Here is a 13894-nt window from a genome sequence, read left to right as displayed (position 1 = left end):
CAGTGAACTTCGTGGGGAACACAAATGGTCGTGCATGACATCTCAAAAATCGTGATGGATGAGAATTTCGACGCCAAGCGTTCGGCCGGCCAGGAGAGCATATCCTTCCGCGATGTTTCCGACTTCCTGCGGCGTCACCTCGTTCGTATCGGGATTTGTGGCCTGATCGGCCTTGCGCTCGGCGCGTTCTACATCCTCAACACGGCACCGACCTTTACTGCGACCGTCCGCCTGGTGATCGACCCTGAACAGGGGCGCATCGCGTCGCAGGATGCCTCGACCGGAACGATCATCATCGAAGCGGCCGAGATCGCCAGCGAAGTCGAAATCGTCAAATCCGAAGCGATTGCCCGCGCCGTCATCGAACAGCTCGACCTGACCAACGACCCGGAGATCGTCGGCGGCGGCGTCTCGATCCGGGGCATGATCGGCTCGCTCTTCTCCGCAAGCACCAAGAACGCCGACAATGATGCGGCCGACGACGAGTATCTGATGCGGCGCACGATGGCTGCGTTTCTTTCGCGTGTTACCGTGCGGCGCGTTGGCCAATCCTACGTGCTCGAGATCGGCTATTCGTCCACGGATCCACAGAAGGCGGCGAAAACGGCCAACGCCATCGCCGGCGCCTACATCCGCACGGGCATGAACGAGAGATCCGACGCCGCACGAAGTGGCGCCAAGTGGCTCGAAAGTCGCCTGATCGAAGTCGGCGCGCAGGCACGCGCGGCCGCCATGACCGTGGAGGAGTTTCGCGCCAAGAACGACATCACGACGGTTGGCACCGCGTCGACGCTCGACCAGCAGCAGCTTTCCGAACTCAGCAGCCAGATGCTCGCAGCGCGCGCTGCGACGGCGGCCGATACGGCCAAGCTGATGACGCTGCAGCAGCTCATGTCGCAAGACACGATGATCGGCAGCGTCAACGACAGCCTCGACAATCCGCAAATCCAGAAGCTCAACGAAGAAATGCGCCTGGCGAAAGCCAAGCTCGACAATCTCAAGACGCGATACGATAGCGGAAACCCCGCAATTACCGCCGCCGAGGCAGACATTGCGCGGCTCGATGCCTCTCTTCGCAACGAATTCCTGCGCATCGAACAGTTCTACAAGTCGAATGTCGAGATCGCCAAGACCCGCGAAAAGCTGCTCGAAAGCGAGCTTGCCAATCTGACCGCGACGGGTGCCGGCAAGAACGTTGCACGCGTCGAACTGTCCGAGATGGAAAGCCGCGCGACGACCTATCGCAACATGTACGAGGGTATTCTTCAGCAGCTCATCGGCGCGCTGCAGAAGCAGTCCTTTCCACTCGGCAAGGCACGTATCGTGACGGCGGCAACGGCGCCCTTGGGAAAGACCTGGCCGAAGCCCTCGACGATCATGCCGTTCTCCCTGATGTTCGGATTGGCGACCGGCCTCATGTTGTCGGTGCTGCGTGACGGCCTCGACCGACGCGTCAGCTCCAGCGAACGCCTGCGCGCCGAACTCGGCATTACCTCGCTCGGCCACGTGCCGATGTTCAGAAGCAGCCCCCGCCCGCATCAGCCTCCAATCGCCTCCACGATGCTGCCGCTCAGATCGGTCCTGGACATGCCCTATTCGCGGTTCTCCGAGGCCTTGCGCGGCGTGAAGAATTCCGTCGATTCGGCGTTCCCCGCCAATGCATCGGCAGTCATCGGGGTCACATCGGTCGGCCCCGGCGAAGGCAAGACCACGATTGCGGCCAACCTCGCCCAACTCTACATGAACGAAGGCACATCGGTCCTGCTGGTCGACGCGGATTTCATCGGCTCGCGCCTCAGCCGCGTCGCCACCGAGGACGGCGCGGGCTTCGGCATGGAGAGCCTGCGGATCCTCGGCATTCCCGGCCAATATTCCAGGCGCAGGTCGAGCGAGGGACAACAGCACGTCGAGGAATTCGACGGCAAGGCGGTGCGCTGCGTTCCGGTTCTGACCGTCGAACAGACGCGCAAGGCCGCGGTCGGGCATCAACGCTACGGCCACCTGCCGGCACTGAAATCGGAACTCGAACTGCTGAGGCAACGCTACAAGGTGATCATCGTCGACATGTCCGGCTTCGAAGATTCAGCCGACACGCGCGTGATCTGCACCTATCTCGACGGCATCGTCGTGGTTCTCGGACAATCCGACAAGATGACTGTCGAACGGCTCGGCGAGGCCCTATCGACATTCGGCAAATCGCGTGTCGCGTTGCTCGGTGTGATCTCCAACAGAAGCGACGGCCCTCGCCGGACCAACATTCGCTGGGACCGAAAACAATGGCGCAAGTTCAAGAAATGATGCCGGCAACGGATAACCATCCCGCCGCTCGCCCGCTAACGGTCGCCATCGGCATACCGAGTTGCGGGCGAAGCGACATTCTCTCCGCTGTCCTGCCGCTCATCGCCCGGCAGTCCTGGCAACCGGACGCGATCTATGTCTGCCTGTCGTCGCCGGAGGATATGGACCCTCGCTGTGTCGAGGGGCTCGCCTGCCCTGTCACCGTGATCCTGTCCGAACGTGGCCTCTGCCGCCAACGCAACCGGATACTGGCGGAAGTAAGCGCCGATATCATTCTGTTCCTTGACGACGATTTCCTGATGGCTCCGTCCTATGTCAGCGAACTCGTGGCGCTGTTTGCCAGCCAGCCCGATGTCGTCATGTGCACCGGCACTGTCATCGCCGATGGCATCATCGGCCCCGGCATCGCAGTCGACGATGGCCTTGAGATGATCGAGGCCGGATTGTCTCGGCCGGATCTGCCGGCGACCTTCGCGCCGATTTACAGCGCCTACGGCTGCAACATGGCTGTAAGGACTGCCGCGATCCGGCGCTCAGGGCTGCGCTTTGACGAAAATCTGCCACTCTACGGCTGGCTCGAAGATGTCGATTTCAGCCGCCTGGTTGCCCAGCATGGACGTGTCGTTCGGTCGAGCCGACTGCTGGGTGTCCACCTTGGAACGAAGAAAGCCCGCACCCCTGGCATCAAGTTCGGCTACTCGCAGATCGCCAACCCCATCTACCTGATGCGCAAGCACACGATGAGCATCCGTCACGCCACCGTCCAGATGGGGCGAAACCTGATCGCGAACATCGTCAAGGTCTGGAACCCGGAGCCGTGGGTCGATCGAAAAGGACGTCTGCGCGGCAATGCTCGCGCGGTCGTGGATCTGCTGACCGGTCGGCTCGCCCCGCAGAACGTCGAAAGGCTCGAGTAACATCATGGCTCCTCTGCCGCCAGACCGCGTCGTCGTCATCAACGATCGCTCCACCAGGGTCGGTGGCGCCACGAACCTCGCCATCCTGTCGGCTGAACTGCTTCAGCAGCGCGGTATACCGGTGACATTCTTTGCCGGCGACGGCGCGCCAGCCAACAAGCCGGCTGCCGATACGATCAATCTCGACGCCGTTCCCCTGATGGAGCGGCGGCGAAGCGACGCGCTACGTCTCGGTCTCTACGATCCGCCCGTCTATGAGAGACTGAGCGGGCTAATCTCCAGCCGCGACACACCGTCGACGATCTACCATGTCCATGGCTGGTCGAAGATCCTGTCGCCGGCGATCTTTCGGGCACTCGCACCCGTGCGGGATCGCGTCGTTCTCCACGCTCACGATTACTTCCTGGCCTGCCCCAACGGCGGCTTCGTCAATTTCCAGACCCATCGTGTCTGCGAGTTGAAGCCGATGTCGGGTCATTGCCTGACGACTCAATGCGACAAACGCGGTCTGCACGAGAAGGCCTGGCGCACCGCGCGGCACATGCTGCGGGAGCAGTTCTTTCCAACCAAGCGAATGCCCGCAAACATCATTGTCGTGCACGAGAGGATGCGCGCTTATTTCGAGCGTGCCGGCATGGATGGCACCCGGATCGAAACGATCCGCAATCCAGTCCTTCCCTTTGTCGACACCGGGCTCCAGCCCTGGACCAACCGCAACTTCGTGTTCGTCGGCCGTCTGGAACCCGAAAAGGGCTTTGAGGATGCGGCCAAGGCGGCGACGCTTGCCGGGTTGCCGCTTCACTTCATCGGTGACGGTGCCGGGCGCGCGCTCATCGAAGCACGGTTTCCCGATGCAACGGTTCACGGTTGGAAAACCAAGGACGAGATGCGGGATATCATTCGCAGCGCACGCGCCGTGGTGGTTTCCTCGCGTGTGCCGGAACCGTTCGGGCTTGCGGCGCTCGAAGCCGTTTCTTGCGGCATACCGGTCATCCTGCCGGACGCGGCATTGCTCGCCGACGAGATCGTCGCGCTGGGGTGTGGGCTCAAATTCCGGATTGCCGATGTCGAACATCTTGCAGCCGCGATGCAGTCTATCGCCGCCGACGACGCATTGGTGCATCGGATGAGCGACAACTGCCTGAGAGAGGCAGCCAGGCTCGCGCATTCACCGGCAACCTGGGCGGACGAATTGATTGCTCTCTATGCGAGCGTGCTGCAACGCGCCAACGGGAGCCCGAGCGATGTCATGCGACGGCGCCTGGCAACAGTTGGGACCGCGCATGATCTGCATGATGGAGGTGTTCGATGAAACAGCATCGTTCGTCGCTGCAAACCATCGATCGGCAAGGGACACGTTCATCTGGCGAAACCGGCGGGCATACGGCCCTTTCGCGATTAGCAGGTTTACCCGGCTGCGCATTAATCCTGCCCGGCGCGTACCTCCATTGGACTAGGCCTTGCCCATCAGGATCGATTGTAAATCCGGGCGCCCACTGGCAGCCTGTTAAAGGCGAACGGTGTTGGGAGGGGTGAGAGATATGCTGTCTGTTTCTGATGGCGCTGCACGTCAAGGACACACCGCGCGCGGAACCATCGCAGCACGACGCGGTAGCAGGTCCAAGCGATTGATCGACGTGACCGTATCGGTCCTGGCGCTCGTCTTCCTTGCGCCGGCACTCGCGTTGATAGCGATAGCCCTCGTCATCGTCGATGGCCGACCGATCATTTTCCGACAAGCCCGCGTCGGTGCGCAGGGCAAAATGTTCGAATGCCTCAAGTTCAGAACCATGCGCCGTGATGCGGCGGAAAGGCTTGCCGAACTTCTGGCCAACGACCCCGAACGAAACCGGGAGTGGACGGAAAAACGCAAACTCGTCGGCGACCCGCGCGTCCATTGGCTCGGCAAGATCCTCAGGATGACCTGTCTCGATGAGTTGCCGCAGTTCTACAACGTGCTGCGCGGCGACATGAGCCTTGTCGGACCTCGCCCGATCTCGCTGGAAGAAACGGAAAAATACGGCCCGAACCTGCACTATTACACAAGCCTGAAGCCCGGCATCACCGGCATGTGGCAGGTCCGAAGACGGCCGGAGACCACCTATGACGAGCGGGTTCAGTTCGACATCGACTACTATCAGTCCCGGTCGATCTATCTCGACATCGTGATCATCGTAAAAACGGTGGGCGTCGTCCTCTTTGCAACAAACGAGATCTGACGGGGGCGTTTACCAGATGAAAAAGATCACGGCCGCCCAGAAGACAAGGCACAGCACGACCACGAACCAGCGAATGGCCAGCTTCGTGTTCCATGAAGACCGATTGGTCATGGCGCCCTCTTTGTCCAACGAGATCCGTCTCAACATCGACTGCGAGCTCCCCTCTCCCGCGCGTACCCCCGACTTCTCCGTGTCTGCAACACGCCGTCGAATTCAGGCGAACGGCGGGCGCCAAAGTCCGTGCCATAACACACCCTACCGTACAAACGGGGCAAGACCCGAATCACGGTTTCAACGCACACCATACCGTACGAGTTTCGAATTTTCAGGCAACCGGGGTTTTTTCCCGAAAGTCGGTGGGCAAACGTTCGCTCGCCCGATCGGGCCGCCCACGCCCCCGCCACCTCATCAATGCCGCTTACCGCCAGTCGTGGTGCAATGATGCCCCGCTGGTTCGAGACCGCAACTCTCCCGTTGCGACGGGTGTCATCCGTCTTCCCCAGTTCATTGCGCTTACCGCATCTGATCGGCGACGGCTTTGCCGCGCTGTGCGCCAAAGTCATCTCACAGGCCGCACAACTGTCGATCTTCATCGTTGCGGCGCATGTGCTAGCGGCCGCCGAATTCGGCTTCTTTGCCTTCGCATCCTCCTTCGCCATTTTCGTTCTTGTGGTCGCCGAGGGTGGATGGGGCGAATTCATCATGAAAGGCGGCGTCGACAAGACGGACATCGATCAGCTTGCGACCCTGTCGATGCTATCCGGGCTTGTTGCGACGATCCTTGGCCTTTCTGCCGCTGCAACCATGTACATGCTGGGCCACGGCTGGGACGCGCTGCTGATCGCCCTCTTCAGTTCCTGGTACCTACCAGCGTCGCTGTCGACGGTTTACGATGGCATTCTCATTTCACAAGGGCGCCTGAAGAGCCAATCCATCATCCGCATTGCGGCCGAGATCATCGGGCTGTTCGTCGCGATCGGCGGGCTTTCGCTGGGGTGGAACATCGTGGCGCTCATCTGCGGGCGATTGGCGCAACAACTGACGATCCTTGCCGCCTCGATGATCATGCTAAGGTGGCTGCCACGTCTGCGCCTGCACCGTGCATACGCCGCCCAAGTGCTGGAGTTCTCGCGCCATATCGTCGCCAACCGGCTTGTGGTGTTCTTCCGTTCCTACGCCGGCACGCTGGTGGTCGGAAGCTTCCTCGGCCTAGCCGAGGCGGGCTACTATCGCGCCGCCGAACGGATCGTTGCCGCCTTCTCCGAACTGATGGGCGAACCGGCCCGGATGCTGGCCTGGATCCTCTTCGGCCGCGCCGCCGGCAAAGACAGGGGCGATGTCGACCGGGCGGCGATCGGGACGACAGCCACGACCTTCATGACGGTGCTGATGGCGATCTCGACGCCGATCTATCTCGGTCTCGCGCTGATTTCGGCAGAACTCATCGACGTCGTCCTGGGTGACAAATGGGCGCCGGCAGCGATCCTCGTCGCAATTCTCGCCGCAAAACAGACACTTCTGATCCCGGGCTATGTGACCGAGCCGTTGTTATCGCTGAGCGGCAACATTCACAGGATGCCGAAAGCCGTCATGTTGAACGGCGCGATCTCCGTCGGGCTGATCATTCTGCTGACCCCGTTCGGCGCGGTTGCGACAGCATTGGGACAGTGCGTCGCCGCGGTGTTCTCGTTCAACATTTCGATGCGGCTGCAGTCACGCGAGGGTGAACTTGCCTGGAACCGCGTCCTTCGCGACTGCGGCCTGGTGGCAATCGCCGTCTGCGCCATGGCGGCCGCCGTCTTTCTGTTCGGCCGGATAGCCGAAGCGTCGTCGCTCAGGCAGATGTCGACAATCGCCCTGCAGGTGGTCGCCGGCGCGGCGATATATGTGGCGGCACTGGCCATCTTGCAGCGATGGAGTGATGCCTTGCGGCCCATCTTCGCGTTCGGCCGTCACGGATGAGGGACAAACCAGACAAAACAAGCGCGACAATCAGGGGAGATGCATCGTGCTGACCAGCGACATCAAGAACACCGCTTATCCGCTTTTGCGCAGCGCCGTGCGCAGCCTCAACCGCTCCCTGACGCCGTTGAAGGCGGCGAGCGGCCGGCTGCGCTACCTCTCGCCTTTCCCTCAGCGTTTTACCGGCGCCTATGGTTCTTTCGAAGACGCCATCGCGGCGGCCCGCTCCAACGGACTTGCCGGCTATGATCACGAAGAGATCGCCGAGGTCGCCTTCGAAAAGATGTGCCAGGTCGCCCCCTGGGACTACCCGGTGCTTTTCTGGATGCGGCAGGTGATGGGTGAGGTTGACGGTCTTGTCGATGCCGGCGGACATATGGGCACGAAATACCGGGCATTCCGCGACCTTCTCTCCCTCGACGGGTCTTTCCGCTGGGTGGTCTACGATCTGCCGGCCATCGTGCAAGCGGGCCGGCGCAGGGCCGAGCAGGACAAGCTCGACAATCTGCATTTCGTTGAGCGCATCGCCGATGCCGGCACTGTACCGTTGTTTCTGGGCTCCGGACTGCTGCAATATCTCGATATCCAGCTGTCCGACCTCCTGGCGCGGATGCCGTCCCTGCCCCGCCACCTCCTGCTCAACAAGGTGGCGCTGAGAAAGGGGAGCCCCGTCGTGACGCTGGAGCGCATCGGCAAGGCAATCGTGCCCTACCAGATGCGCAACGAAGACGTCTTTTGCAGTGACGTCGAAAGGCTCGGCTATCGCCTTGTCGACCGCTGGTCGATCCCGTCACTCGCACATGTGATCGAGACACATCCCGAGTTGGGGCCGAGCGAAAGCGCCGGCTTCTATTTCCGGCTGCAATGACGAACGAGCAACGGTGCTGCCGAAGTCCTCATACTGGATTCGACCCAACGAATTATACTGCAAATTTATAGTGTTACGGCACCGTGCATCATATTTTCCGATCGGCACTGTCGCCGGAAGGGTCTGGCGTCACGCTCCGGAGGCGACGGCTGCTTCCTCGGCAACCGCACGCGGTGTCACGACAGGAACCGAACGCCTTTCCAATCGCATCTTCAGATGATCGGCAAGACGCATCGCCAGGCCAAGTATCATCAAGGTCGGGTTGGCGTGACCTGGCGTGGAAAAGACAGAGCTTCCGGCAACAAAGAGCCCATCGACACCATGCACCATTGCGTCGGGATCGACGACGCTTGTGGCCGGATCGCTACCCATGCGTGTGGTGCAGGACGGGTGCGCCATGTCTGTGAACGCAGCTCTGTCGTCTTCGTCCCAGGCAATCCAGTCGACCAGATGCGGTTGGGGAAGCGCATTGCGCCCGAATTCGCAGACCAATGCCCGCGCCAGCCGCTTGACGCTCTGCACCTCCGTAGAGCCAATTTTCCAGGCGACGCGCGGCATCGGCACGCCGTACCGGTCAACTTGGTCAGACAGGGTGACGCGGCTCTCCGCATCGAGCTTCTGCTCGACCATGACATCGAACCGCAGCTCGTCGGATCTGTGCATCATCCCTCGTTTTTGTACCATCCGCTGGAAAGCGCCCTTTGCCAGAAAGCCGGGAGACCGCGCGACGACGGTCAGGTCGCGCGCCATCCGCGTGCGATCGCCCCGCATCAACCGTTTCAGTGCGGCCCAGGGGTCGCCGGGTGAATGGATCTGTACGGGATAGGCCGCACAATTGACGAGCCCTTCCTGTCTTTGCACGGTCGGACTGAGGCGCAGGCCGTGAAGATAGAACTGGGTCCTGCCGTGATCCACGAGACCGTAGAAATTGAAGTGCCTGGCCACGGCATCGATATCCGGCCGGTCGAAGCGCAGAAGTGTCGAGCGCGGGTGATCGGAAAGGTAGCGTCCTACGACATCCCTGGCGTTGCCGACACCGCCCGCCGCCAGCGATCTGGAAGCCAGCAGCAGACGAGCGTTTTCGATGCCCCCGGCGCAGAGGACGACCGTCTCGGGCCATACCGTTGCACAACCACCGTCAACACTGCGCAGATCGAGCGACGCGACGCGCCTGCCGCTCGCATCGAGCTGGATCTGCGTGACCGTGGCATGCGTCAGGATATCGATGTTCGGGGCGACCAACTCGGCTGCCACATGGGCAAAGCGCATGGGTTCGCCGTGCTGATCACGTTCATGGCTGAACTGCCAGAAGAATGGGCGAAGCAGATCACGGTCGAAGCCGAGTTCGTCCGGCGGCGAATGCAACCGGCGAAAGAGCCTCTCGTCGTAGAGATTGGGCCCGAGATTGAGCAGTTGTGCCGCGCGATCGAGCGCCGGCGCCAGGCTTTCGCGGGTCATCGGCCAACCGGACACCGGCAGCCAGGACCGGCGCTCAAAGTCGATTTCGTCGAAACTTGCGCATTTACCGATCCAGGTATGTGTGCTGCCGCCGAGCCCTCGATTGCGCAACTCGAAGGGCGCTATGTCATTCAGCCACGCGAGGCTGCCGTTGTATCCCCTGCCCGGGCTTTCGACGCCCTCTCGGGCAATCGGCTCGCCGACATTCTCGACGGCATTCAAGGTCTGCTGCGCTGCCTCGAAGTCGGCACTGCCGCTTTCGATGACGAACACCCGGCAGCGGCTGTTCGCGAGCTCACGCGCGATCGTCAGACCGACGGGACCGCCGCCGACGATGGCCACATCAGGACGAAACTCAGTGCCTGTGGGGGCTGATCGGAGATCACGGATCGGCATGAAAAGAACTCCCGCGTGCTACATACCGGTCGTAGCACCAGCGCTTTCGCACCGAAATCTCCCAATATGCATAGGGGAGTAGGGCAACTACTGATTTCGGCTAGTTGCAGCCTGCACACTTTGTTCAGCAGCTGGCCGGATGTCCATTTTGAAACGGTGCCGCGAGGCGACTAGGCTTGATCATTGGGGCCGGTACCCAGCAGGCGATTTATCCTTATCCCTGGACGCCGATGGTCGGCGAGCGCGGAGAGCCGGCAAAGATCGGAGACTGAGGCATGGCGCGTGTAGGTATGAGAGAATGGCTGGCACTTGCTCCTGTGTTTGCGTCGGGCAAGCTGGCCCGCTTCAGCAGCGACGGCAACGGGCCACTCACGCGTTTCGAAGCGGATTTTTCCGCCAAGTTCGGCGTCGAGCATGTCCTGACGGTCAGCAGTGGCACCGGCGCGCTCATAGCAGCACTTGCGGCAGCCGGCGTCGGACCGGGCGATGAAGTGCTGGTGCCTGCCTACACCTGGATTGCGACGGCGGGCGCGGCACTTGCCGTCGGTGCCGTCCCCATCATCGTCGAGATCGACGAGACCCTGACGATGGATCCGGCAGATATCCTGCGAAAGATCACCCCCTATACGCGCGCCATCATTCCCGTGCACATGGCGAACATGGTGTGCGACATGGAGCGCATCATGCAAATCGCCCGCGACCACGGGCTCATCGTCGTCGAGGATGCCTGCCAGGCGGTCGGCTTACCTTACAAGGGGGTGCGCGTCGGCACGATCGGCGACGCCGGCGCCTTCAGCTTCAACCAGTTCAAGAACATCAATATCGGCGAAGGCGGCGCAGTCGTGACCAACGATCCCAGGCTCTTTGCCAGGGCGCGCATGTACCATGATATCGGCGCGCTGTTTCGCGGCCATCTCGACAATGCCAACGAGCCGCCCATGCTCGGCATCAATCTCAAGGCCAGCCAGATCCAGGGCGCCATGCTCAACGTGCAGCTGAAGAAGCTGGATCCGATGATCCGCCGCATGCGTCGTCACTACGATGCGATTGCCGAGATCCTGTCGTCCAGCAACGCGATGCGCATCGGTCCGCACAACGATCAGGACAATGCCGCCGGCCTGCATGTCATCTTCGACACGGCCGAGGAGGCGCAGGCCTTTGCGGCCGAAAACAAGCGCGGCGTCTACCGCCTCTACGATTCCAGCCGCCACGTCTACAGCAACTGGCTGCCGGTGCTCGAACAACGCACGGCAAATCCCAAGATGAACCCCTATGCCTGGACCTCCCGCAAGATTGAATACGCCCCGGATATGTGCCCGCGGTCGCTCGATATTCTCAAGAGGACATGCCGCATCGGGCTCGGCGAGAACTATCCCTTGCCGCTCATGACCTATTTCGCCCGACGCATGGTGCGCCAGCGACCCGCCGCCAAGGGGAGCCTCGTCTATGCGACCTAGTCTGGACCGGATCGGTCCCAATTTCATCGATATCTGGCGCTGGAACCTCGACCAGACCGAGCGGGAAATCGATCGCCTGTTCCCGATATTGAGCGGCGAGGAAAGGGCGCGAGCCTCGCGTTTCGTCTATCCGGAACATCGACAACGTTTCATTGCCGGCCGTGCCGGCCTGCGCCTGGTGCTCGGTCACTACCTCCACCTTCCGCCGCACCGCATCGGTCTTTCCTGCAACGTCTTCGGCAAACCGCGCATCGCCGGCGCATCGGAGTTGCTGCAGTTCAATCTCAGCCACAGCGCGGACGTGGCGATGCTGGCGATTTCCGACCATTACCCTGTCGGCATCGACGTCGAGGCGATCAAGCCTCTGAAGGAGGATATTGCGGGGCATTTCTTCTCGAAGCGCGAGTGCGAGGCTCTGGCCGCATTCCGCGGCGACGATTATCTGCACGCGTTTTATCGCTGCTGGACGCGCAAGGAAGCCTTCGTGAAGGCCCATGGCGCCGGGCTGTCGCTACCGCTTGACTCCTTCGACGTGACCGTCGACGCGACCTCCCGTCCAAAGCTCGAATCGCTGGATGGTGATCAGGACGCGCCGCTGAACTGGAGTCTGTTCGACCTCGCGACGCCGACGGGTTTCGCCGGCACCTTGGCGGCGCTCACCCTCGGCAACGCCGTGCATCTTCGTTATTGGAATGACGATGTGCTGACGCTCAAAGCGTCAGTCGCGCATCCAGCACATAACGATCCCCGGCCGCGTCAAAGTGGTGGCAACCGAGCAAGCCCGGTTTGAAATCGGGCTTGATCGTCCTGATGCATCGTTCGCGGTAGTTCTCCAGGTCCAGTTGCTCGATCTCCATGATGTTCAGCCCATAGCCGTAGATCCCGTGCGCATTGTGCTGCGACGGGCGGAACACACGTCCTTCGCGCGCGAAAATACGGCCGGCATTGCGCGCAACCGTGCTGCCGAGCACCACCGGATTGCGCTTGTGCGGCGTGATGCGTGCCAGCCCCGGTCCATCGACTTCAAAGACGTGAAGTTCGCTGCAATGGTCCTCGTAGGCGTGAAACTCCGACAGGTTCGTAAACAGCCACCACCGCCCCTCGTGACGTGTCAGTATGCTGTCTGCGGCGGACAAACCGTTGAGTGCCGTTGCGTGCAACTCCCACTTCAGTGGAAATTCGACGCAGCGCCAGATCTCGATGCGCTTGGATTGATGTGTCTCGGGCATCATGAAGATGTCGTCGCCGTCGCGAAAGACGAACGGGTAGGACAGATGGTAGTCGCAATTCAGCGCTACGCCCACCGGCTCGAGCCGGTCGCCGTCAAAACGACCGACCGCGATATGCGCCTTGCGGTCGCCATCGGCATAGGCTTCGTAGAACAGGTAGCATTCGTCCTCATGCTGAAGCAGAAACGGATCCGCCTTGATGTCCGTCGCCGTCGGTGGGATCTCGACGGATCCGCCCGGTTCGAAATCGTCGATCCGGCCGCTGCCGGTAAAGAGCGTCCAGACGGCAGCCCCTGTCCCGGCCTTGTGCTGCACGGCCTTCTTCACCCGTCCGACAAGATGACCGCTCAGGATGCCGAGATATCGCGCCAATTCGTCGATCGACGGCGGCGAGGCTTGGCGGCGCGCCGGCAGTGGCGTGGTGATCAGTTCCCCTGTATCGGCCAACCGCGAGAGTTCGCGCACTAAAAGGGTGGCCGCACGCTCCTTGATGAAGTTGATGTTCCTGACCGCGCTGAACTTGATGTTGAAGGACGACGACGCAATTGCAACGGACGAGGCAGACGCCCCGAGCCGAACGTAGAGCGCCAGGTCCACGGACGGCGCGCCGGTTGCAACCTCGAGATAGCTGAACCACTCACCCGCTCCCGATTTCTGATCGGAGAAGGACAGCGCCCATTCGCCATAGGGCAACTCGCGCACGGCGTCGTCAGGAAGACCATTCGGCGTCATGCGGATCACCAGGTCGAGGCCAAGCTCCGCCACTTGCGCCTGCGCCGCACCAGGTTCCGCCGATGCCAATGGCACGATGCGTTGCTTGTGCGCATCGAAGTTGCACGGATTGTATGCCGCCTGACGGCCGAACGCCGTCTGCTCCAGCCGATGGGCAAGCTTGAAGAACACAGACCTCCGACCGGCCCCATAGGGCGCGGGGTGAACGAGCAAGGCAGTCAGGGCATATCTCGGATCCGCAACGATCCGGTCAAAGACCATCAGTTGCCAATTCTCGAAGCCCTCGTTCTGCTCGACCAGGATGCCGATGCGCAAGGGGAGGCTTGTGACACGCATGGATGTTGCCTTCGTAAGCCGG

10 protein-coding genes are annotated in these 13894 nt (G+C 61.5%); 8 read left to right on the top strand and 2 right to left on the bottom strand.

The window, feature by feature from the left end:
- The first annotated feature begins 24 nt into the window (after window positions 1–24).
- The 6 genes from AC1Q80_RS22090 (at window position 25) to AC1Q80_RS22065 (ending at window position 8264) form a co-directional block, all read left to right on the top strand.
- The gene (locus tag AC1Q80_RS22090; RefSeq protein ID WP_492361852.1) at window positions 25–2298 is read left to right on the top strand and encodes a GumC family protein; all 2274 of its coding nucleotides are present in this window, start codon (window positions 25–27) and stop codon (window positions 2296–2298) included.
- Window positions 2277–3215 carry a glycosyltransferase family 2 protein gene (locus tag AC1Q80_RS22085; RefSeq protein WP_492361851.1) on the top strand — a complete coding sequence of 313 codons (939 nt, stop codon included), beginning with the start codon at window positions 2277–2279 and terminating at the stop codon, window positions 3213–3215. Before AC1Q80_RS22090 ends, AC1Q80_RS22085 begins: the two co-directional genes overlap by 22 nt.
- Window positions 3216–3219: 4 nt before the next feature.
- Window positions 3220–4527 (top strand): glycosyltransferase family 4 protein, encoded by a 1308-nt coding sequence (locus tag AC1Q80_RS22080; protein WP_492361850.1) that lies wholly within the window; start codon window positions 3220–3222, stop codon window positions 4525–4527.
- A 229-nt stretch (window positions 4528–4756) separates the two neighbouring features.
- A complete protein-coding gene (locus AC1Q80_RS22075; RefSeq protein ID WP_173423280.1) occupies window positions 4757–5434 on the top strand; it encodes a sugar transferase in 678 nt (225 codons plus the stop codon).
- Between the two features lie 483 nt (window positions 5435–5917).
- Window positions 5918–7396 (top strand): oligosaccharide flippase family protein, encoded by a 1479-nt coding sequence (locus AC1Q80_RS22070; RefSeq protein ID WP_492361849.1) that lies wholly within the window; start codon window positions 5918–5920, stop codon window positions 7394–7396.
- A gap of 46 nt (window positions 7397–7442) precedes the next feature.
- Window positions 7443–8264, top strand: a complete 822-nt coding sequence (locus tag AC1Q80_RS22065) for a methyltransferase, TIGR04325 family (RefSeq protein WP_492361848.1) — start codon at window positions 7443–7445, stop codon at window positions 8262–8264.
- Between the two features lie 129 nt (window positions 8265–8393).
- Here the strand turns inward: AC1Q80_RS22065 and AC1Q80_RS22060 are convergent, their stop codons facing one another.
- Window positions 8394–10118: an FAD-dependent oxidoreductase gene (locus tag AC1Q80_RS22060; RefSeq protein ID WP_492361847.1), complete on the bottom strand. Its 1725-nt coding sequence runs from the start codon at window positions 10116–10118 to the stop codon at window positions 8394–8396.
- Between the two features lie 275 nt (window positions 10119–10393).
- Between AC1Q80_RS22060 and AC1Q80_RS22055 the strand changes: the two genes are divergently transcribed.
- Window positions 10394–11575 (top strand): DegT/DnrJ/EryC1/StrS family aminotransferase, encoded by a 1182-nt coding sequence (locus AC1Q80_RS22055; RefSeq protein WP_173423284.1) that lies wholly within the window; start codon window positions 10394–10396, stop codon window positions 11573–11575.
- Complete coding sequence (locus AC1Q80_RS22050; protein WP_492361846.1) at window positions 11565–12365, top strand: 4'-phosphopantetheinyl transferase family protein; 801 nt, start codon at window positions 11565–11567, stop codon at window positions 12363–12365. The genes AC1Q80_RS22055 and AC1Q80_RS22050 overlap by 11 nt, the downstream gene beginning before the upstream one ends.
- Here AC1Q80_RS22050 and AC1Q80_RS22045 read toward each other — a convergent pair.
- Window positions 12286–13872: a glucosamine inositolphosphorylceramide transferase family protein gene (locus AC1Q80_RS22045; protein ID WP_173423285.1), complete on the bottom strand. Its 1587-nt coding sequence runs from the start codon at window positions 13870–13872 to the stop codon at window positions 12286–12288. The two genes, AC1Q80_RS22050 and AC1Q80_RS22045, sit on opposite strands and share 80 nt — an antisense overlap.
- Window positions 13873–13894 lie beyond the last annotated feature (22 nt).

It is taken from the genome of Ensifer sp. GW823-FHT05D09 (assembly GCF_058795755.1).
The sequence above is the reverse complement of the archived record's forward strand: the minus strand, read 5'-3'. Positions and strand labels throughout refer to the sequence as shown.